Source organism: Candidatus Symbiopectobacterium endolongispinus (assembly GCF_018777385.1).
Classification (GTDB): Bacteria; Pseudomonadota; Gammaproteobacteria; order Enterobacterales; family Enterobacteriaceae; genus Symbiopectobacterium; species Symbiopectobacterium endolongispinus.
The window spans coordinates 777,464-798,832 of sequence record NZ_JAFJYB010000002.1; the positions used below are offsets into that span (position 1 = coordinate 777,464).

General features: G+C 52.6%; 9 protein-coding genes, 1 tRNA gene and 11 pseudogenes. 17 read left to right on the top strand and 4 right to left on the bottom strand.

Annotated elements, in window-relative coordinates; genetic code table 11:
• Positions 1 to 35 precede the first annotated feature (35 nt).
• The 11 genes and pseudogenes from pqiA (at position 36) to rmf (ending at position 10,704) form a co-directional block, all read left to right on the top strand.
• Positions 36 to 1,274 carry a membrane integrity-associated transporter subunit PqiA gene (gene pqiA, locus JZM30_RS10505; RefSeq protein ID WP_252318828.1) on the top strand — a complete coding sequence of 413 codons (1,239 nt, stop codon included), beginning with the start codon at positions 36 to 38 and terminating at the stop codon, positions 1,272 to 1,274.
• A pseudogene (pqiB, locus tag JZM30_RS10510) lies at positions 1,261 to 2,910 on the top strand (intermembrane transport protein PqiB). The gene pqiA and the pseudogene pqiB overlap by 14 nt, the downstream one beginning before the upstream one ends.
• Positions 2,907 to 3,470: a membrane integrity-associated transporter subunit PqiC gene (gene pqiC / locus JZM30_RS10515; protein ID WP_252318585.1), complete on the top strand. Its 564-nt coding sequence runs from the start codon at positions 2,907 to 2,909 to the stop codon at positions 3,468 to 3,470. The pseudogene pqiB and the gene pqiC overlap by 4 nt, the downstream one beginning before the upstream one ends.
• Positions 3,471 to 3,704: 234 nt before the next feature.
• Positions 3,705 to 4,607 carry a MurR/RpiR family transcriptional regulator gene (locus tag JZM30_RS10520; protein ID WP_252318587.1) on the top strand — a complete coding sequence of 301 codons (903 nt, stop codon included), beginning with the start codon at positions 3,705 to 3,707 and terminating at the stop codon, positions 4,605 to 4,607.
• A 12-nt stretch (positions 4,608 to 4,619) separates the two neighbouring features.
• Positions 4,620 to 5,177 (top strand): D-alanyl-D-alanine dipeptidase, encoded by a 558-nt coding sequence (gene ddpX / locus JZM30_RS10525; protein WP_252318594.1) that lies wholly within the window; start codon positions 4,620 to 4,622, stop codon positions 5,175 to 5,177.
• 47 nt (positions 5,178 to 5,224) lie between these two features.
• Positions 5,225 to 6,770 (top strand): annotated as a pseudogene (locus JZM30_RS10530) (ABC transporter substrate-binding protein).
• Positions 6,771 to 6,869: 99 nt separating this feature from the next.
• A pseudogene (locus JZM30_RS10535) lies at positions 6,870 to 7,802 on the top strand (ABC transporter permease); the annotation flags it as partial.
• A pseudogene (locus JZM30_RS10540) lies at positions 7,788 to 8,301 on the top strand (ABC transporter permease subunit); the annotation flags it as partial. The pseudogenes JZM30_RS10535 and JZM30_RS10540, both read left to right, overlap by 15 nt.
• Complete coding sequence (locus tag JZM30_RS10545; RefSeq protein ID WP_252318595.1) at positions 8,301 to 9,287, top strand: ABC transporter ATP-binding protein; 987 nt, start codon at positions 8,301 to 8,303, stop codon at positions 9,285 to 9,287. The pseudogene JZM30_RS10540 and the gene JZM30_RS10545, both read left to right, overlap by 1 nt.
• Positions 9,280 to 10,234, top strand: a pseudogene (locus JZM30_RS10550) (oligopeptide/dipeptide ABC transporter ATP-binding protein). Before JZM30_RS10545 ends, JZM30_RS10550 begins: the two are co-directional and overlap by 8 nt.
• Before the next feature lie 266 nt (positions 10,235 to 10,500).
• A pseudogene (rmf, locus tag JZM30_RS10555) lies at positions 10,501 to 10,704 on the top strand (ribosome modulation factor).
• Positions 10,705 to 11,250: 546 nt separating this feature from the next.
• Here rmf and JZM30_RS10560 read toward each other — a convergent pair.
• Positions 11,251 to 11,340, bottom strand: a tRNA-Ser gene (locus tag JZM30_RS10560).
• 248 nt (positions 11,341 to 11,588) lie between these two features.
• On the opposite strand from JZM30_RS10560, the gene JZM30_RS10565 reads away from it, so the two are divergent.
• On the top strand, positions 11,589 to 12,326 hold the full coding sequence (locus tag JZM30_RS10565) for a phosphatase (protein ID WP_252318597.1): 738 nt from the start codon (positions 11,589 to 11,591) through the stop codon (positions 12,324 to 12,326).
• A gap of 49 nt (positions 12,327 to 12,375) precedes the next feature.
• Positions 12,376 to 12,948: pseudogene (locus JZM30_RS10570) on the top strand (TorD/DmsD family molecular chaperone).
• Between the two features lie 9 nt (positions 12,949 to 12,957).
• Here the strand turns inward: JZM30_RS10570 and JZM30_RS10575 are convergent.
• Both JZM30_RS10575 and mdtH read right to left on the bottom strand, forming a co-directional pair.
• Positions 12,958 to 13,554, bottom strand: a pseudogene (locus JZM30_RS10575) (lipoprotein).
• Between the two features lie 184 nt (positions 13,555 to 13,738).
• Positions 13,739 to 14,933, bottom strand: a pseudogene (mdtH, locus tag JZM30_RS10580) (multidrug efflux MFS transporter MdtH).
• Positions 14,934 to 15,288: 355 nt separating this feature from the next.
• Here mdtH and rimJ point away from each other — a divergent pair.
• The 4 genes and pseudogenes from rimJ (at position 15,289) to murJ (ending at position 19,166) form a co-directional block, all read left to right on the top strand.
• A pseudogene (rimJ, locus tag JZM30_RS10585) lies at positions 15,289 to 15,873 on the top strand (ribosomal protein S5-alanine N-acetyltransferase).
• Between the two features lie 11 nt (positions 15,874 to 15,884).
• Positions 15,885 to 16,538 carry a DUF480 domain-containing protein gene (locus JZM30_RS10590; protein ID WP_252318599.1) on the top strand — a complete coding sequence of 218 codons (654 nt, stop codon included), beginning with the start codon at positions 15,885 to 15,887 and terminating at the stop codon, positions 16,536 to 16,538.
• A gap of 41 nt (positions 16,539 to 16,579) precedes the next feature.
• Positions 16,580 to 17,516, top strand: a pseudogene (locus tag JZM30_RS10595) (Gfo/Idh/MocA family protein).
• Between the two features lie 114 nt (positions 17,517 to 17,630).
• A complete protein-coding gene (gene murJ / locus JZM30_RS10600; protein ID WP_252318601.1) occupies positions 17,631 to 19,166 on the top strand; it encodes a murein biosynthesis integral membrane protein MurJ in 1,536 nt (511 codons plus the stop codon).
• 59 nt (positions 19,167 to 19,225) lie between these two features.
• On the opposite strand, the gene argS is transcribed toward murJ, so the two are convergent.
• Entirely contained in the window at positions 19,226 to 20,956 is a 1,731-nt protein-coding gene (gene argS, locus JZM30_RS10605) for an arginine--tRNA ligase (protein ID WP_252318602.1), read from the bottom strand.
• Positions 20,957 to 21,369 lie beyond the last annotated feature (413 nt).

Sequence of the window (21,369 nt, forward strand, 5' to 3'; positions counted from 1 at the left end):
GCGTGTGCAATCATAATGCAAGGCATGACGACTACATGTTGTGCCCCCAGTGCGACATGCTGGTGGAATTACCCTCCCTGATGCATGGGCAAAAGGCGGTGTGTCCGCGCTGTAAATCAACCTTGGCCAACCGCCAGAATCAGGCGCGCCAGCGCTCCATTGGTTTTGCTTTAAGCGCCTTGCTGATGCTGGCATTGGCGAACGCTTTTCCTTTTGTTTATATGCGCGTGGCGGGCATTACCAGTGAGATCTCACTGTTTGAGATCCCGCAGGTGATGGTGTCCGATAATTACGCCAGCGTCGCCTTTCTGTTTATGCTGTTTGTTCAAGTGATCCCGGCGATTTCCATGGTGATGGTTATCCTGTTGTCGCTGCACTCTTCCCTGTCAGCACGGATAAAACGGCTGATGGCAACCTGGCTCTTCTGGCTAAAAAGCTGGGGAATGGCCGAAATTTTTCTCGCTGGCGTGCTGGTGAGCTTTGTGAAGCTGATGTCTTATGGTGAAATTGGCGTCGGCACTGGTTTTGTGCCCTATGTACTGTTTTGTTTGCTGCAACTACTGGCCTATCAAAGTCTGGATCGGCGCAGCGTGTGGACTGACGTAGCGCCTGCGCCACCGTTACCCTTTGCACCGCAGACCGGACGAGCGGGTTTGGCACAATGGCTGCGCTCCTACACCTGCTGTACGGCGATATTGCCTGCCGATCAGTGGGAATGTCCGCGTTGTCATCGCCACGGCCATGCGCGACGTAAAAACAGCCTGCAATGGACGCTGGCGCTGCTGTTAACCTCCGTGCTGCTTTATGTTCCCTCGAACCTGCTGCCGATTATGATCACCGAAGCGTTGGGGAGTAGTGAAACTTCCACCATTATGTCGGGGGTGATTCTGCTGTGGGGGATGGGGTCTTATCCGGTGGCGCTGGTGATCTTCATTGCCAGTATTATGGTGCCATCGCTTAAAATGCTGGCGCTGGCGTGGTTGTGTTGGAGTGCGGCGGGTAATGGACGTCAGGACAATGAACGTCTGCACGTGGTATATGAAATGGTGGAATTTGTCGGTCGCTGGTCGATGATCGACGTATTTGTCATTGCTGTACTGTCTGCCATGATGCGCATCGGCCAGTTAATGAGTGTATACCCGGCAATCGGCGCGTTGTTGTTCGCGCTGGTGGTCATTTTGACCATGTTTGCCGCCATGACGTTTGATCCCCGTTTGTTGTGGGATCGCCAGCGTGATAATAATCAGGAGGGATCAGCCATTGGCGAAAAATAATTATTCTGTCGCAAACGTAGAAGCGATTAAACGCTGGTCGCCCGTATGGATTGTGCCCATTGTGACGGTGCTGATCGGAGCCTGAATTTTATTTTACCATTTCAGTCACCTGGGGTCCCAGATCACGCTAACGACACAGAGTGCTGAAGGGATTGTGGCCGGTAAGACCACCATCAAAAGTCGCAGTGTGGACGTTGGCGTGGTGGAAAGCGTGGTGTTGAGTGACGACCTGCGCCAGGTGGAGATTGTGGCTCGCTTGCATTCCGGTATGGGCAAGTTGTTGCGCCATGATTCTGTGTTCTGGGTGGTGAAACCGCAAATTGGACGAGAAGGGGTTTCCGGGCTAGGTACCCTGCTGTCCGGCGCATTTATTGAACTTCATCCGGGGATGAGCGGTGAAGCACGCAGTGAATTTGCGTTGCTGGATTCGCCGTCGCTGGCACCATCGCATGCCAAAGGGATTCGCATTTTGCTCGACAGCGAACGTTCTGGCCAACTGAACGCTGGCGATCCAGTGCTGTTTCGCGGCTACCGCGTCGGTTCGGTTGAAACCAGCGAGTTCGATACCAAGGCGCGCCAAATGCGCTATCAGCTGTTTATTACCGCGCCTTACGACAGTCTGGTGACTAGCAATGTCCGTTTCTGGAAAGACAGCGGCGTGAAGCTGGATATGTCAGCGCAGGGGATGCGGGTAGAAATGGGATCGTTGACCACCTTGTTCAGCGGCGGTGTTAGCTTTGACGTGCCGACCGGTTGGGATCTGGGTGAACGCGTGCAAGATCGTGCGCAATATCAGCTGCTTGATAACGAACGCAGTATTCAGGATTCGCTCTACACGGAGTACAAAGAATATGTGATGTTCTTTGATGAATCCATCCGTGGATTGCAGGTGGGGGCACCGGTGGAATTCCGTGGCATCCGTCTGGGAACCGTCGCCCAAGCGCCTCTGGTGACGACCAACTTAAAGCAGGATATAAACATGGGGTATCGCATTCCGGTGCTGATCCGCGTTGAACCTGCACGTTTTGAAAAGATCATCGGTAAGCAGTTTGATTACCAGAAACAACTCGCCGACGCACAGACTATGGGGCTGTGTGCCTCATTGAAAACGGCCAACCTGCTGACTGGCGCCTTGTTTATCGATCTCGACTTTTACCCGAAAGCACGTGGTAACAGTACAGGACCGCTGCGTGTGGTTGATGGGTATCCGGTGTTGCCAACCATGGGTGGCGGTTTGTCGCAAATCCAGCAAAAACTGATGGCGGTGTTGGATAAGATCAACGACCTGCCGTTAACGCCAATGGTGAGCGAAGCGACCAAAACGCTGGCAGAGAGCCAGTCAACGCTACGTGAGTTGAAAAAGACGCTCGCTTCGTTAAACCAGATAACTTCCAGCAAGGCGATGCAATCGCTGCCGCAGGACATACAGCAAACGCTACAGGAGCTGAACCGCAGTATGCAAGGGTTACAGCCTGGCTCGCCGGCTTATAACCGATTGGTGGCAAACATGCAGCGTCTGGATCAGGTGTTAAGGGAGTTGCAGCCGGTACTGCGCACGCTGAATGATAAAAGCAATGCACTGATCTTCCAGGCGCCTGAGAGCGAAGATCCCCAACCGAAGAGGGCGAAACCATGAGTAAAGGATGGCTGGTGGCAATGGCGTTGTTGTTGAGTGCATGCAGCAGTACAACGCCAAAAACCTATTACCAACTGCCGCAACCGTCTGTGGCGACTGCGGGTAAAACGGATCTCACCGCGGCCCGCACGCTGTGGCTTTCCCACGTTGCGTTGGCGGATTATCTCAGTACGTCGGGCTTGGTTTACCAGACCAATGATGTGCGTTATGTCATTGCCAGCAATAACCTGTGGGCCAGCCCGTTGGAGCAGCAGTTGCAACAGACGCTGCAAAGCAGCCTGAATGCCGGGCTGCCGGGCCGGACGGTAAGTTCGCAACCCTTAGGGGCTGCACCCTCAGAGCTGGCTGTTACCGTGAAAGCCTTCCACGGCCGCTACGACGGAAAAGCGGTGGTGCAAGGGGAGTGGACCTTGCAACGCGGCGATCGACTGCTGCGCCAGCCGTTCAATCTGGTGCTGCCAGTCAATGACGATGGTTATGATGCGTTGGTGACAACGCTGGCACAAGGTTGGCAGCAGGTTGCTCAATCCATCGCCGCGCAGATTCAACGCAGCGAGTAGTTGGCAGCGATAGGAGATACTTATCTAACATTATGTAATTTAACGATTTATAGCTTATTGTCTGGCACTGTTTTTATGCATTTGCTTGCACGCAGTGCGCCATCATGGCGCACTGCACCTTTCTAAATACCCCCCAGAAACATCTTATTCATAAATATCAATCGGTTATTTTTTGGCACAGATACTGCAATGTTAATCTCATAACATTATGACTGCGAATGACAGGGCACTAACATGCAGCAAGATGACGCCAATTCCGCTAACCCTGACGCCAATGTGCGTATTGATCTTATCGCACGTATCGAAGCGTCATTCAGTCAGCATACCCCCAGCGGTAAGCGTGTTGCCGGTTGGTTGCTGAATAATCTGGCACAGATAACGTTTGAATCGGCGGATAGTATCGCTGGTTATACCGGCACGACGGGAATTACCGTGGGGCGCTATCTGCGCAAGCTGGGTTATCGCAATCTGGAGGATGTCAAAGCGAGTCTGCGTGCCGATGCGCTGGCCCCTTACCGCCATTGGGGCGTGACCGACCGTCTGGATGCCTGGCAGCAGCAGCGTACCCTCTCGAATCGTCTCAGCCCCTCTCTGCGTCTGGAGGTTGATGCCATTCAGGACGTCTATCGTCTGGCGCAAACGGAGACTTTCGCGCGCATTAGTCAGCAACTGGCCGAGGCAGAAGCGGTGTTTATTCTCGGCATCCAATCTACGCGCGGCATTGCCAACGCGTTTTTTAGTCATCTTGAGTATTTGCGCCCCCGTGTGAGCTATGTCGATGGACTATCTGGCACCTGGGTGGAGTCGCTCAATTCAGAATACCAACGCCCTTATGTGGTAGTGACCGACACTCGCGCCTATTCCACCGTGGCGCGACAGTATTGCCGCGCCGCCAGCGATCGGCAGATCCCGTTGGCGCTGATTACCGATCTCTGGTGCCATTGGGCGCGTGATTACTCGATGGATTTGCTGCAAGTCAAAACCGATACCGGCCATTTCTGGGATTCGCTGGCACCGATCACCTACTTGTTCAACCTGCTGCTCTCTGCGGTGGTGGAGCAGCTAGGTGATAAGTTGTCGGCGAGGCTGGCGCTCAATCGCGCTTTGCAAACGGAATTTGGCCAATTTGAACAGTAAACAGGACAACACATGACGGATGTTATCGACCTGGTGGATCTGGCGCAAACGCTAACCCAACTGATTATCGATATGAAATATGCATCAGCGGATAACCTGACCGATCATCCCATTTATGCCGAAGCGCTTTGCCTGTTGCACCCGGATGCGGCACGGGGACTGGCACGTAGTGTCGCTGTTGCCGAACAGAGCGACTATCGGCTGCAACTTTACGATGCCTATCGTCCTCATGCGGCACAAATACGCTTGTGGGATGCCTGTCCCGATCCGCGCTTTGTCGCCTCATTGGCGATTGGTTCGCACCACAGTCGCGGCGTGGCGGTGGATGTCACGCTGCTGGATATGGGCACCGGCTTCGATGAGATGAATGAAAAATCCTATGCGTGGTGTGCGGCGTTGCCCGTCGCCGTGCAACGTAACCGACTGCAACTCTATGCCATGATGGCAGCGAGTGGCTTCGTCGGGATTGAAACGGAATGGTGGCATTTTGAATTGCCGAATGCTGACCGTTACCCGCTGTTGCCCGATCGGTTTGGTTGCACCTTGCCCAACCGTAGGACGGCTGTTTGATTGATGCGCGCTGCGCGAACCGTTTGACTATCACCAGGAGCTGAATCATGAAGACGCACCACACTGCATTGTTACGACCTATGCTGTTAGCTACCGCAATGGCTGCCGTATTGCCTGCCTGGGCTGCGGTGCCGAAAGATATGCTGGTGATCGGCAAAGCCGCCGATCCACAAACGTTAGATCCTGTGGTCACTATCGATAATAACGACTGGACCATCACCTATCCCTGTTATCAACGGCTGGTGCAATACAAAACGGAAAACGGCAAAGGCGCTACCGATGTGACCGGGGATTTGGCTTTGAGTTGGGAAGCGTCTCCAGACCAAAAAACCTGGACCTTCAAGCTCGATCCCAAGGCAAAATTTGCCGATGGCAGCGTTGTCAGCGCCGAGGCAGTCAAAATATCGTTTGAACGTCTGCTCAAGATCGGTCAGGGGCCCGCCGAAGCCTATCCCGGCGATTTGAAGGTTGAAGCGGTCGATGCGCATACTGTGCGCTTTACGCTGAGCACACCCTTTGCGCCGTTCCTGTATACGTTGGCCAATGACGGTGCCTCTATTATTAACCCTGCTGTATTGAGCAAACACAGCGCCGATGAAGGTAATGGCTGGTTAGCGGAAAATACTGCCGGTTCTGGGCCTTATCAGGTCCAGCGTTGGCAGAAAGGCCAGCAGGTGGTGCTGGTGCCAAATCCCCACTACAGCGGCAGCGCGCCCGCGTTTAAACGCGTTTCGGTCAAAATCATTGGTGAGAGTGCCACGCGCCGCCTGCAACTGGAGCGTGGGGATATTGATATTGCCGAGTCGCTACCTGTCGATCAGCTTGCCACGTTGAAGGCAAAAAACAGCGTGTCAGTACAGGAACATTCGTCGCTGCGCGTGACCTATCTCTATCTAAACGGACCATTGAGCCAGGTTGATCTGCGTAGTACGGTCTCTTGGGCCACGGACTATCAGGGCATGGTGAAGGGGATACTGGGTGGAAACGGCAAGCAGATGCGTGGCCCGATCCCGGAAGGCATGTGGGGATATGACAAAGATGCCATGCAGTACAGCCTGGACAATGAAAAAGCACTGGCGGCAATGAGCAAGGTAGCGCAAAAGCCACAGCAATTAACCTTCCTCTATTCGGATAACGATCCCTCCTGGGAACCCATTGCCATCTCAACGCAGGCAACGCTGAAATCGCTGGGTGGTTAATGTCAGTCTGGAAAAACTGGCAAACGCCACCATGTGCGAACGGGTTGGCAAGGGTGACTTTGATATTGCCATCGGTAACTGAAGCCCTGATTTCGCTGACCCGTACATGTTCATGAATTACTGGTTTGAATCCAACAAGAAAGGGTTGCCGGGCAATCGTTCTTACTATGAAAACCCGGCGGTTGATGCGTTGCTGAAAAAGGCGATGGCCACCACCGACCAGACTGTGCGCACAGCGGACTACCAGCAGGCACAGCGCATTGTGATTGATGAAGTCGCCTACGTTTATCTGTTCCAGAAAAACTATCAGGTGGCGATGAATGATGCGGTAAAAGGCTTTGTATTCAACCCGATGCTGGAACAGGTGTTCAACATAGGCACGATGTCGAAATAAGTTCACTAGCGCAGCAGGCGGCGAGGCTCTGAGGATCGCCGCACGAAAATCAGCCCGATGCGACAACCGGTTTGGTGCCGCATCGCGTGGAGTAATACTATGACGTTCTGGAGTATTTTGCGGCAACGCTGCTGTGGATTAGTGCTGGTGGTGATGGGGGTTTGCATCATCACCTTCATCATTTCGCACCTGATCCCCGGCGATCCTGCGCGTTTGCTGGCAGGCGATCGTGCCAGTGATGACATTGTACGCCATATTCGCCAGCAGCTTGGGTTGGATCAACCGCTCTATGTGCAATTCTGGCACTATGTTACAGCTCTTTTTTCCGGTGATTTGAGCACCTCGATTCGTACCGGACGTCCGGTGCTGGATGATATTCAGACCTTTTTCCCGGCCACGCTCGAACTGGTGTTTTGCTCTCTGTTGCTGGCGCTGGCAGCCGGTATTCCCCTTGGCGTGCTCTCCGCGGTCTATCGCGATCGCTGGTTGGATCATGGCGTGCGGTTACTGGCAATCGGTGGGATATCTACGCCCGCGTTTTGGCTTGGCTTGGGGGTTATCGTGCTGTTTTACGGGCATCTCGATCTGCTGCCCGGTGGTGGGCGGTTGGATGACTGGCTGGGGCCGCCCGCACATGTCACTGGATTCTACCTGATCGATAGCCTGTTGGCGGGTGACCATGAGGCCTTCTGGAATGCCTTGCAACATCTGATATTGCCGTTGCTCACGCTCTCGTTTGTCCATCTGGGTATCGTGGCGCGTCAGATTCGATCCGCCATGCTCGAGCAATTGAGTGAGGATTATATCCGTACCGCGAGGGCGAGTGGCTTAACCCCGTGGCGCATTGTCGTGTGTCACGCGCTGCCCAACGCCTTGATCCCATCGGTGACCGTGTTGGGGCTGGCGTTGGGCGATCTGCTCTATGGCGCAGTGTTAACGGAAACGGTGTTCTCCTGGCCGGGCATGGGGGCTTACGTTGTGGCATCGATTCAGGCGCTGGACTTCCCGGCGGTTATGGGCTTTGCCGTGGTGGCAATTGCTGCGGTTACCGGCTCGTTGCTTGGCTGTTTTTCAGGGGTATTAGGCGGCTTTGGGTCCCAGTTTGTTCAACGCCATGCTGGCGATTGCCATTGTGCGTATCCCGTTTTATGTCCGGTTGGCGCGCGGGCAAACGCTGGTGGTGCGTCAGTTTGCCTATGTTCAAGCCGCGAAAACCTTCGGTGCCAACCGCTGGCATCTGATTACCTGGCATATTCTGCGTAACGCGCTGCCGCCGCTGGTGGTACAAGCATCGCTGGACATTGGCGCCGCGATTTTAATGGCGGCCACGCTGGGTTTTATCGGATTGGGTGCGCAGCAACCGACAGCGGAGTGGGGCGCAATGGTCGCCAATGGACGCAGCTACGTTCTCGATCAGTGGTGGTACTGTGCGTTTCCCGGTATGGCAATTTTGATTACGGCGGGCGGCTTCAATCTGTTCGGTGACGGCGTGCGCGACCTGCTGGATCCGAAAACCTCAGGAGGGCACTGATGGACGATACCCTGTTGACGATTGATAATCTGGCGCTCAGTTTTCCGATTTATCGCGGTGAAGTTCATGCGCTTAATCAGGTCTCGTTGAGCGTAAAGCGTGGTGAAATTGTTGGCGTGGTCGGGGAATCTGGTTCCGGCAAGTCAGTAACCTCGATGCTGGTGATGCGGCTGCTTAGACCCGGGAGCTATAGCATCAATAGCGGCAGCATTACCCTGTTGGGGCAGGATATGCTCAATGCGTCGGAGCGCACCCTGCGCCAGATGCGTGGTGCCAAGGTCGCCATGATCTTTCAGGAACCGATGACGGCACTGAACCCAACGCGCCGTGTCGGTGATTTGATGCGCGAAGTTATCCAACAGCATCAACCGCTGAATAAACGCGATGCACACGCCCATGCGTTGGTATTGCTCTCAGAAATGCAAATTTCTGATGCAGAGCTGGTGATGAAACGTTACCCGTTTGAACTCTCTGGCGGCATGCGACAGCGCGTAATGATCGCGTTGGCTTTTTCCTGCAATCCTGAACTGATCATTGCCGATGAGCCTACCACCGCGTTGGATGTTACGGTGCGGCGTCAGGTGCTGCGCCTGTTAAAACAAAAGGCGCAGGAACGTGGTACGGCAGTGCTGTTTATCAGTCACGACATGGCCGTCGTATCACAACTGTGCGATCGGCTGTATGTCATGTATGCCGGTACCGTTATTGAGAGCGGTGCCACACAGGTGGTTATCCAACGTCCCGCCCACCCCTATTCTCAAGGGCTATTACGCTGCGCACCGGATGATGCCATACCGCGTGCCGTACTGCCGGCTATCCCCGGCAACGTACCTAATTTGTCGCAGTTGCCCGAAGGCTGCGCGTTTCGTCCGCGCTGTACGGCAGCGACGGAACGCTGCTATCAACGCCCTGAATTGCATACGCTGGCAGCATCTTCCCAGCAGGTTGCCTGCTGGAATCCTCAGAGGGAGGTGGAAAATGAATGACGCCTTATTGACACTGCGTGATGTACACGTTCGTTTCCCGGCAAAGCGTAACTGGCGTGGCAAAGTGGTTGAGCAAGTCCATGCGCTTAATGGCCTCGATCTGACGATTAACGACGGTGAAACCTTGGGAGTGGTCGGAGAGTCCGGCTGCGGGAAAAGCACCTTGTCACAGGTATTGATGGGGATGTTAGTGCCTTCACAGGGCGAGTGCGTGCGAGCGCGTTCACCAGGCTCACGGCTGGCAAACGGGATGCAAATGGTGTTTAAGGACCCTCTGTCATCGCTCGATCCGCGACTGCCCGTGTGGCGCACTATCACCGAACCGGTCTGGTTGCAGGGGCACGGCAGTGAAACGGAACGCAGAGCGCTAGCCTGCGAGTTGGCGACGTTGGTCGGCATTCGTCATGAATGTCTTGACCGTTTGCCCCATGCGTTTTCCGGCGGTCAGCGCCAGCGTATCGCCATTGCGCGCGCTTTCAGCGCAGCCGGATATCATTTTATTGGACGAACCCACGTCAGCTTTGGATATTTCTGTTCAGGCACAAATTCTGAATTTACTGGTGATGCTACAGCGACAGCGTAAGCTTACCTACGTGCTGATATCGCATAATATTTCGGTTATCCGTCACATGAGCGATTGTGTAGCCGTCATGTATTTAGGGCAAATCGTTGAATTAGGCACGGCGCACAGTGTCCTGAATCAGCCGCGTCATCCCTATACCCGTTTGTTGCTGGAGTAGGTTCCTCGGCTTGACAGGCAGTTGTTGCAACAGTCCGGAGAAGAGATGAAAACGGGCGAATTACCCAGTAATCGACGGTTACCTCAGGGCTGCTTTTTTCGAGAACGTTGCCCTTATGCGGGCGCTGATTGTGGGCAGCCCCAATTACTGAAGCTGCTAAATGAAACCGATGGCGTACGCTGTTGGCGTGCGGCCGGAGGCTTGTAAGAATATTCCTATTTTCGTGGGTTCCAAGAAAAGAATAGCAAGCCCTTTTTTTCTACGGGGTAAAAACCTGAGGAAAAGCTTCCCGAAGATCAACCGTTATGCATACAGGGGACAACGTTCGCTGCGAAGCATATAGCATTAATGTGACAGGATAGTGAATTTTTAGCCTTGACCTTCGTGCCCAGAATCGCTATTGATACCATGTTGGTGCTCGAAAAGCAGTCACTGTTCTCTTTCCCCCAGATGAACAATGAGGGAAATGAGGCATGAAGAGACAGAAACGAGATCGTTTGGAACGGGCGCAATCGCGCGGCTATCAAGCATGACTTTCCGGAAAGTCAAAGGAACTTTGTCCTTATCAATCTATTAATGCCCGATCTGAATGGTTGGGAGGATGGCGGCAAGCCATGGAGGACAGGGCGGTTACCGCGTGGTCTCCTTTTGTACCGGTCTCATTGATTTGTCCTTAATGACCTCCGCACATTTGCGGAGGTTTTTGCTTTTTAAGCAAGACACAGGATATATAACGTGTCGTGCAGCGAAGCGTAATAAGTCAAAGCGCGCAGAGAGAATATGTTTTGTCGCATAGCGATGAATCAACAGCATGCTATTAAATGAGAAAGGAAACGGTCAAGAGAACGGCGTTTTTTGTGAAGAACTTATCCTCAGCAATATTTATGCTCGGTCGTGCGGGTATCGATATTCCAAACTGAATGCCCCCCACACCATTTACTGTAAATACACGCGCGAAAAACGAAAAGCAGAGCAGTTGGCTATCACTTCAATCAGGCCGATTTTCAGCGTCGCATCAACGGTAAGGCGAAAGAAGGGTTACCTGGATTGGTAAAATAATATTATGCAAGCGCAGCTACGGCAGTGAATGTATTTTTTGCAGTGCACTGCATTCGCGCTCTACGCAATAAATCGTTTTACAATTTATGAGTCAGAGCAGACAAGCGTAGGATTATTGCAAAAACAAAACGCCCCTGATTTCTCAGGGGCGTTTTGTTTTTATTTGGCGGTGAGGGAGGGATTCGAACCCTCGATACGTTTTCACGTATACACACTTTCCAGGCGTGCTCCTTCAGCCACTCGGACACCTCACCGGATTGTTCGCCATCAGTATGCTGCGGCGACGGGCGCTAATGTAGGTAAATTGCCGGGCAGCGTCAATGAGTTTATGCGACAAAATGCGCGTTTAGTTAAACTTAATGCAATTTGCTGATTTACTGACCTATTCTAGTTTAAATAGGGCGCTATCAATGTGTTAAATTTTCGTTATGGCTGCGGCGCAGGCTGCCAGTGTCAGTGAGAAATGGTATGCTGGCGGTGAAATGCCTAGCCAGGAGAGACCATGTATCCCGTCGATTTACATATGCATACTGTCGCCAGTACCCACGCCTACAGCACCCTGCATGATTATATCGCAGAGGCTAAACGGAAAAACATCCGCCTGTTTGCCATCACCGATCATGGTCCAGACATGGCAGATGCGCCGCACTATTGGCACTTTATGAATATGCGCGTGTGGCCGCGATTGGTGGATGATGTTGGCATCCTGCGTGGTATTGAATCCAATATCAAAAATCGTCAGGGTGACATTGACTGCACCGGGATCATGCTGGAGCAAATGGACGTGGTCATTGCCGGTTTTCATGAACCGGTGCTGCCACCGCAGGATCTTGTTACTCACACCGAGGTGCTGATTGCTACCATGGCCAGTGGCAATGTGCATATCATCAGTCATCCAGGCAACCCCAAATATCCGATTGATATTGCCGCCGTGGCTCAAGCCGCAGCGCACTATGACGTAGCACTTGAGTTGAATAATTCCTCGTTTATGCATTCACGCAAGGGCAGTGGACCCAACTGTCGCGCCATTGCTGAGGCGGTACGTGACGCGGGCGGAAGGCTAGCGTTTGGCTCTGATTCCCATATAGCGTTTACCTTGGGCGATTTTACTCACTGCGAACGTATTGTGCAGGAAATTGATTTTCCGCAAGAGCGTATACTGAATGTGAGCCCGCGCCGCGTTTTAGATTTTCTGGAACAACGAGGTCGCCCTGCGATAGCAGAACTGGCGGCTTTGTAATTATTTAGTGACGTTGTCACTTAATCGCCATAATAACAACAGGTATGACATGAACGAATTCTCATTGGTATGCCGGCTGCTCGGTACGCTGTTTAATCGGGCCCTGACGATGCCGTGGTGACCCCTTTGTTGACGATGATTGAACAGGGCAAACTCAAGCCGCATTGGCCGCTTAATCAGTATGCTTTGCTGGAGCGCATGCAGCAGAGCGTTGATATGAGCGCATTAACTGCCGATTATCACGCGCTATTTATTGAACATGGCGGTGCGGTTTCCCCCTTGGCGCTCTTCCTATGTCGAGAATGCGGAAGAAGACGCGGTTCGCGTTTTTCTACAACAGCGCGGCATGCCGCTCAAAGAAGGCGCTGTTGACCATTTTGGCGCGTTGCTGCTGGCTGCATCATGGCTTGAAGATCAGGCTGGGGAAGATGAAAATGTCGCACAGTTGGCCCTGTTTGACGGGTTTTTGCTGCCGTGGAGCGATCGGTTTCTTGGTAAAGTCGAAAGCCACGCCACCACGGCATTTTATCGCACACTAACACGCGAGGCGCTGGAGGCGTTACGAGAAGATTTGGTGGAAGAAGAGGACGACGAGGACGCGCAGGATAGTCCAGACGCGTAAATCGGTTCATCAGGGCGGGAAAACCCGCCCTGATAAAGGCTTAATCCGTAACTGAATGGCAATTTGACCCGGTTTTACCTCAATACCTTTTGCCAGTTTTTTGGCTAAGGCTTCCGTTTTGCTATTTTCATCACTGAGCACATAGGCTGGTTTCTGATCAAAATAGTTCTTCAATGCCTGATTTAAATAGGGCGTCAGCGTTTTGAACACGGTATCCATCTTCTCTGGTGTCACTTGATAATCCACCAGTTCCATTTCTTTGAGGTAAATGGCGCTGTTAGTTTTATCAAACACCGGTTGTGCTTTCAGAGTAAGCACAGCATCCGCTGACTGGGCACCCAGCAACGAACTGATGTCCACCTTGGCATGGCCTGACATGGGTGACTTTGCCCGGTTCGGCACGTCCGATCTGGCTGCTGAGATCGTTCAACACGATGGTGGCATCGACTACGCCTGGAATGCCGATCTGTTTTTTAAATCATTGTGTTTTTGCAGATAACGGTTTACATCTTGCTCGCTAAGAGAATATTGCGTGAGCCGATCGCAGCCACTAACAAGTAACGTCAGCGCCACTGCGGCAATGGCGACTATCCCTGATTTTTTCATTGATGTTCCTCTGTACGTGCTGTGTTTCTGAAGTATGGCTGTTTAACGATAGAAAGGGTGCCTTGAGCTTAGCAGAAAATCTGCGGGGCTAATGGGCAAAGATATACACTGCCTTATTAGCCCCTGGTTAGCTATCAGATAGCGCTGAAAGCACAAAAATTGGCAGTTAGCGCCAGCGTTAACCTTAATGCTCTCCCAGCATGGCCGGTGCTATCTTACGCAGATTGAACTGCCAATACAGGGTTGCCAGCGTGAGTAAACCGATAATCCCTAACATAAACCACGGCAGTTCTGGCATATGAAGCCGATGACCGATATCAAACAACCACCCGCCGCCGCTATAGCCCAGCGCCAACCCCAGACGGCTGAATCCCATGTAACTTCCGCGCGCACGCGCATCCGCCAGCGACGCGCTTAACGTTTCGCGGGCTGGTTCAGCGATAATCTATCCCATGTAAAACAGGCTGATAAGCATCAGCAGCGTTGACAGCGTAGTTGTCATGCCGATTAGGAAACAGGCTGAGCGTCATGATAAACAGGCCCGCCATGAGACTCTGTTACAGACGGAAGCGTTTTTCACTCCAGCGCGCAATCGGATAGAGCAAGCTGAGCGATAGCATGGCTTCAATCGCATACATCCATTTCACCGCCGAGGGCGTGCCAGCAATCTCATTCACCATGATCGGCAGCATTAACAGAACCTGCACGCCGAGCATGTAGTAGCCGGTGAGCGTCAGCACATAAATCAGAAAGCGTCGATCGCGAATGACGCGCAGCAGACCTTCTGAAATCGGTGCGCGCACCGTCGAGATGCGATAGGCGGGCAACAGCCAGGCGTTCAATGCCGCCGCCAGTACGAACAGGGCTGCACCGCCCCAGCACACGACGGTAAAGTCATATTGCAGCAGCCAACTGCCAATCAGCGCGCCGATAACCGCCCCGGCACTGTCTTGCATCATCAGTAATGAGTAGAAGCGGCCACGTTCCTGCGGACGAACCAGCTTTACCACCAGTGCGGTACGCGGAGGATCGAACAGCGTGCCTCCCAGGCCAGAGCGCGCGCAGGAGAGCCAAAGTAGCCAGGGTTCGGTGGCGATAGCCATAAAAACAAAACCGGCAGCGCGCAACAACATGCCGGTGATGATCATCGGTTTGGCACCAAACCTGTCGGCAATGGCACCGCCAAAAACACCTAATCCCTGTTGAATAAACTGACGTAATCCGAGAGCGATGCCCACCAGTAAGGCCGCCCAACCCAGATCGTCAACAAAGCGTATGGAAATTAGCGGGAATACTACAAAAAAACCCAGAACCACCAGCATATTGTCTAATAAAAGGAAATATTTACCGAGACTCCGAGCTTGTGACATCAGAGGCATGTTTCACCACAAGAGAAAAAAAGAAAGAGTTACAACACGTCTATTTTGTACTCTAATCAGATGGCAAGATAGTCTTTACAGAACAATATTTCTTTATCGTTCCGAGAGTCTGCGATTACAACGTGAATGACTTTTTTTTTAACCAAAATGCGGCGATGTTGGCGTAATTGCGTAATAAGTCACCGCAGGAAGTTTTACGCCAGAGAATTGATGCGGTTATAGTGTAGCGAGTATCGACGTTTTTCGTGGTCAGGTGTGTGACTCCCTGTTCGAGGGCTAATTTTCCAGTTAAACCTGTACTGCAAATTATCGCGATAAATTTTTCTTATCGAACAACAAAAAAAACGAGGCAGAGATGTTTGGCTATCGTTCAACCCCGGCACGGGTATACATGACAACGGACAGGCTGGTCGTGCGTTTAGTCCACGAGCATGATGCCTGGCGTCTGGCGGAATACTATGCGGAGAATCGTGATTTTTTAAAACCCTGGGAGCCGGTGCGTGATGCCAGCCATTGTTACCCTTCAGGTTGGCAAGCGCGACTTAGTGTGATCAACGACATGCATAAGCAAGGGGCGGCTTATTACTTCTTGCTGCTCGATCCGAATGAGAATGAAGTGTGTGGGGTTGCCAATTTCAGTAACGTCCTGCGTGGCTCCTTCCACGCGTGCTATCTGGGCTATTCGCTCGGAGAGAAATGGCAGGGGCAGGGCATGATGTATGAAGCCTTACAGCTCGCGCTGCGCTATATGTAGCGCCAACAGCACATGCACCGAATTATGGCCAACTACATGCCGCACAATCAGCGCAGCGGTAATCTGCTGACGCGACTGGGCTTTGAACGTGAGGGCTATGCTAAAAAATACTTGTTAATCGACGGTACCTGGCAGGATCACGTTCTGACTGCCTTGATGAATGAACAATGGACGCCTCAGCGATAGGAACCCAGAGAATGAAATATCAGTTTGATGCCAAAGCGTTGCGCGTGGTGGGCTGTTTGTTGGAAAAACAGATCACCACGCCCGAACAGTACCACATGTCGCTAAATGGCGTGGTAACGGCCTGCAATCAGAAAACCAACCGCGAGCCGGTGTTGGAGCTCAGTGAGAGCGAGGTTCAACAAACGCTCGATGTGCTGGTTAAAAAGCACGTCGTCAAAACCCTCAGCGGCTTTGGTAATCGCGTGATGAAGTATGAGCACCGGTTCTGCAACTCTGAATTCGGCGATCTGAAGTTTTCCTCCGCAGAAGTGGCGCTGGTCACGACGCTGTTGCTGCGCGGGGCGCAAACGCCGGGTGAATTGCGCACCCGAGCGGCGCGCTTGCATGAATTTGCGGATGTCGATGAAGTCGAACAGACGTTGACACTGTTGCAAACGCGGGAAGATGGCCCCTTTGTGGCGCGCTTGACGCGCGAGCCGGGTAAGCGGGAGCATCGGTTTATGCACCTGTTTGGCGATGATGAACCCGTTGCATCCGCCACTGACAGCGCTGAAGATCGCATGCCGGCTGACACGACTGATCTCGCGCAGCGTGTGCTGGTGCTGGAGCAAGACGTGGCCGAATTAAAACAGCAATTGGCGCACTTGCTGTCGCAACAACTCTAAGTATTGTCAGATGGAATGACTCCCTGACTGAAGGTGACACAATGAATACAGCGAAAACGGACGCAGGGCGGATCCGTATCGGCATGGTTGGGCTGGGTTCGATTGCGCAAAAGGCCTACCTTCCTGTGCTGAGCCAGGAAAAACACTGGACGTTTGCCGGCGTGTTTTCTCCGGATCAGCAAAAAAATGCGCACGCTTTGCCAGCAATATCGCCTGTCAGGTTATTCGTCACTGCAAGCGCTGGCGAGTGTGTGCGATGCTGTGATGGTACACAGCAGCACGGCCAGCCACTACGACGTTATCAGCACGTTACCGCACCTTGGCATGCACGTGTATGTCAATAAACCGCTGGTGGAAACGCTGCCGCAGGCTGAAGCGCTGCTAGCGTTAGCCGACCGGCAGGGAAAAACCGTGATAGTTGGATTTAACCGCCGTTTCGCTCCCGGTTATCAATCGCTCAAATCAACGTTACTGCATCCGGATTCTGTTCGGGTGGAAAAACACCGTGCGGATAACGTGGGTCCGCAATCGGCGCGTTTTACCCTGTTGGATGACTATCTGCACGTGATTGACACGGCACTGTGGCTGGCGGGTGAGGGGGCGGCGTTACAAGGTGGTGTCATTCGCAATAATGCGGCAGGGCAGCTTGTTTTTGCTGAACATCTGTTTGCTTCCTCAACCTGCCAGGTCGTCACCAGCATGCATCGTTGTGCGGGCAGTCAGCGCGAGGCGGTGCAGATGATCGGGCACGGAGCTATTCACCACATCGATAATCTCAGTGATTGCTGTCTGGAAAGCGGTGGCATTATCACGCGCTCCCCGGCACCGTCTTGGCAAAGTATTTTGGAACAGCGCGGTTTTGTGGGGGCAGTTCACTATTTTGTCGACTCACTTGAGAAAGGTGTTCAACCCCAAACATCAGGCGAGCAGGCGATTCTGGCGCAGAGAGTGGTTGAGTCGCTGCTCACATCATGCTGAATCCTGCTGTGAACTATCATCAAGGGTGGCTATTCCGCCCCTGATGCGTAGACTGTCGCCATGCCTGGCGAGCTGCGTTCCGCTGTAACTCTCGACACAACAGAATCGAATCGGATGAACTTATTAAAATCATTGGCCGCGGTCAGTTCAATGACCATGCTATCGCGCGTTTTGGGCTTTATCCGCGATGCCATTGTCGCACGGGTATTTGGCGCTGGGGTAGCGACTGACGCCTTTTTCGTCGCCTTTAAACTGCCGAATTTACTACGTCGCGTTTTTGCCGAGGGGGCTTTCTCGCAGGCATTTGTTCCAATACTGGCTGAATACAAAAGCCAGCAAGGGGATGAAGCAACACGAACCTTTCTTGCCTACGTGTCAGGCATGTTGACGCTGGTGCTGGCATTGGTGACCGTGGCCGGGATGATCGCTGCGCCCTGGGTTATCATGGTGACGGCTCCGGGATTTTCCGCCACGCCCGATCGGTTTGCGCTGACCTCGGCACTGTTGCGCATCACTTTCCCGTATATTTTGCTGATATCGCTGACCTCGATGGTGGGCTCGGTTTTAAACACCTGGAATCGCTTCTCCGTCCCGGCGTTTGCACCGACATTTCTCAATATCAGCATGATTGGTTTTGCCCTGTTCGCTACACCTTATTTTGATCCGCCTGTGTTAGCGTTGGCTTGGGCGGTGTTGCTGGGCGGGGTGCTGCAATTGGTTTACCAACTGCCGCATCTTAAAAAGATCGGGATGTTGGTATTGCCGCGCTTTAAATGGCGTCACCCCGGCGTCGGGCGAGTGATGAAACTGATGGCTCCAGCTATTCTAGGCGTATCAGTGAGCCAAATCTCGTTGATCATTAACACTATATTTGCCTCTTTTCTCAGTGAGGGAGCGGTCTCTTGGATGTACTACGCTGACCGACTGATGGAGTTTCCGTCCAGTGTACTGGGTGTCGCTTTAGGCACGATTTTGCTGCCATCGTTAGCGAAAAGCGTCGCCAGTGGCGATCAGGAAGCCTATTCACACCTGATGGATTGGGGGCTGCGTCTCTGCTTTCTGTTGGCGTTGCCGAGTGCGGTGGCGTTAGGAATTTTGTCGAAGCCGTTGATTGTTGCGCTGTTCCAGTATGGCAAGTTTAGCGCACTGGATGCATTGATGACTCAGCGAGCGTTGATTGCCTACGCCATCGGGTTGATGGGGCTGATTGTGGTAAAAGTGTTGGTTCCGGGGTTCTATTCTCGGCAGGATATCAAAACGCCGGTGAAAATTGCATTAGTGACGTTGGCGCTGACGCAGGTCATGAACCTGATCTTTATCGGGTCGTTGCAGCATGCTGGGCTGGCACTTTCCATTGGATTGGCATCGTGTCTGAATGCCGGGCTGCTCTATTGGCAGTTGCGTAAACAGCAGCTTTTCCAGCCACGTCCGGGGTGGGGCACCTTTCTGGTCAAACTGCTTATCGCGGTGCTTGCCATGTCTGCGGTATTGATTGCGTTGCTAGTGTGGATGCCAGCCTGGGACATCGGCGGCATGACAGTGCGTATTTCGCGCCTGATGCTGGTGGTGGTGGCCGGTGCGGGGACCTACTTTGTGATGCTTGCGTTGCTTGGCTTCCGTCCGCGCGATTTTGCGCGTCGCGGTATGTGATCGAACCCAATAAAAAACGGTGGCTCAGGCCACCGTTTTTTATTGCATGACGCCGTTGATTACATTTTATCGACGGTTTCAATGCCTAGGGTGCTTAACCCTTGTTTCAGCGTTTCTGCGGTCAACAGGGCCAGTTTCAGGCGGCTTTGACGTACAGCATCACTGTCGGCGTTCAGAATTGGGCAATGCTCGTAGAAACTGGAGAACAGACCGGCAAGATCGTACAAGTAGGCACACATCACGTGCGGCGTACCTTCGCGCGCCACAGTAGTGATGGTTTCTTCAAACTGCATCAGGCGGGTTGCCAGCGCCGTTTCTTTCCCATCATTCAGTACCACAGGCTGTGTCAGTGCGGCTTTATCCAGATTGGCGCGTTTGAAAATCGAGGCAACACGGGTGTAGGCATACTGCATATAGGGCGCAGTGTTGCCTTCAAACGCGAGCATATTATCCCAGTCAAACACGTAGTCAGTGGTACGGCTTTTTGACAGATCGGCATATTTTACCGCCCCGATGGAGACAACGCGCGCCAGTTCACGCAACTCGTCTTGTTCCATATCCGGGTTTTTACCCGCGATCAGCGTCAATGCGCGCTCATAGGCTTCGTCTAACAGGTCTGCCAGCTTGATGGTGCCGCCCGCGCGGGTTTTAAACGGCTTACCATCTTTGCCCAACATCATGCCGAACATATGGTGTTCCAACGATACCGATTCCGGCACATAGCCTGCTTTACGCACGATAGTCCACGCCTGCATAAAATGCTGGTGCTGGCGTGAATCGATATAGTAGAGAACACGATTGGCGCCCAGCGTCTCATAACGGTACTTGGCGCAGGCTATGTCGGTGGTGGTGTAGAGATAACCGCCATCTTTCTTTTGAACGATGACGCCCATCGGTTCGCCTTCCTTGTTTTTAAACTCATCAAGGAAAACCACCGTTGCTCCTTCACTTTCAACGGCCAGGCCTTTTGCCTTCAGATCGGCAACAATCTCCGGCAGTATCGCGTTGTAGAGGCTTTCTCCCATTACGTCTTTTTTGGTCAGGGTGACATTCAAACGATCGTAGGTGAGCTGGTTTTGTGTCATGGTGACGTCAACCAGTTTGCTCCACATTTCGCGGAAATAAACGTCGCCGCCCTGTAGCTTAACCACGTAGTGGCGAGCGCGCTCAGCGAAAGCGGCATCTTCATCGTAACGCAGTTTGGCTTCGCGATAGAAGGCTTCCAGATCGGGCAATACCAGTTCGCCGGAGGTGTCTTTCTGCACATCTTCCAGATGGGCAATCAACATACCGAACTGTGTCCCCCAGTCACCCACGTGGTTAGCGCGGATAACCTTGTGTCCGAGAAACTCAAGTGTGCGTACCGCAGCATCACCAATAATGGTGGAGCGCAGGTGGCCGACGTGCATTTCTTTGGCGACGTTAGGCGCAGAATAGTCAACCACGATGGTTTGCGGTGTGACCGGAGTGATACCCAACTTAGGTGTGTTCAAAGCCCGTTCGGTTTGTTGTGCTAACCATTGCGCATACAGAAACAGATTGATAAACCCCGGACCGGCGATCTCTGTTTTGGCGACAATACCCTCCAACGACAGATGCTGAACTACCGTCTCTGCCAGTTGTCGCGGAGCAAGCCCAAGTTTTTTCGCCGCTGCCATGACACCATTGGCCTGGTAATCACCAAACTGAGCCTTGGCAGACTGGCGCACCTGCGGGTCTGTGCCGTTGGGCGCACCTGCTGCAACCAATGCCTGGCTGACTTTTTCCGAAAGAAGAGCCTGAATATTCACCTGGATACCTTTAATAAAAATTAGCCCCCGCTTATACCATATTTGGGCTTAGACTTCAGCAGGGCGAGAATTTTCCTTAGAAAATGCAAGGGGGATAGAGCACGAAGAGGTGGGGAACGCGTCGAAAAAGGAGACAAAGAAGAAGAAAAAATACCTGCGCTAGCGAAAAATAGTTAACGCTTTCTTCCCCGACGATTGGTTCCGATACGTTGACTTTCCCTTGTTTTAAAATGTTTAAAAATTGCATATGCCGCAATGGCAATAAGCAGAACCGATAAAATGGCTAAAATCATAATTATTTCTCTGTATACTATTGCGATACGATAACAAATTACCTGTTTTTGTTAGGTGTTACAATGTAGGTCAAGAGGTTTAAGATTAATCTTTTCTTTTAAGAATATTCCTTAAATCCG

What these genes read in the sequence shown, in the direction of transcription:
- ddpX (WP_252318594.1), top strand. Translation starts at nt 4,620, where the DNA reads ATGACGGATGTTATCGACCTGGTGGATCTGGCGCAAACGCTAACCCAA.
- murJ (WP_252318601.1), top strand. Translation starts at nt 17,631, where the DNA reads ATGAACTTATTAAAATCATTGGCCGCGGTCAGTTCAATGACCATGCTA.
- pqiA (WP_252318828.1), top strand. Translation starts at nt 36, where the DNA reads ATGTTGTGCCCCCAGTGCGACATGCTGGTGGAATTACCCTCCCTGATG.
- JZM30_RS10545 (WP_252318595.1), top strand. Translation starts at nt 8,301, where the DNA reads ATGGACGATACCCTGTTGACGATTGATAATCTGGCGCTCAGTTTTCCG.
- JZM30_RS10590 (WP_252318599.1), top strand. Translation starts at nt 15,885, where the DNA reads ATGAAATATCAGTTTGATGCCAAAGCGTTGCGCGTGGTGGGCTGTTTG.
- JZM30_RS10520 (WP_252318587.1), top strand. Translation starts at nt 3,705, where the DNA reads ATGCAGCAAGATGACGCCAATTCCGCTAACCCTGACGCCAATGTGCGT.
- JZM30_RS10565 (WP_252318597.1), top strand. Translation starts at nt 11,589, where the DNA reads ATGTATCCCGTCGATTTACATATGCATACTGTCGCCAGTACCCACGCC.
- pqiC (WP_252318585.1), top strand. Translation starts at nt 2,907, where the DNA reads ATGAGTAAAGGATGGCTGGTGGCAATGGCGTTGTTGTTGAGTGCATGC.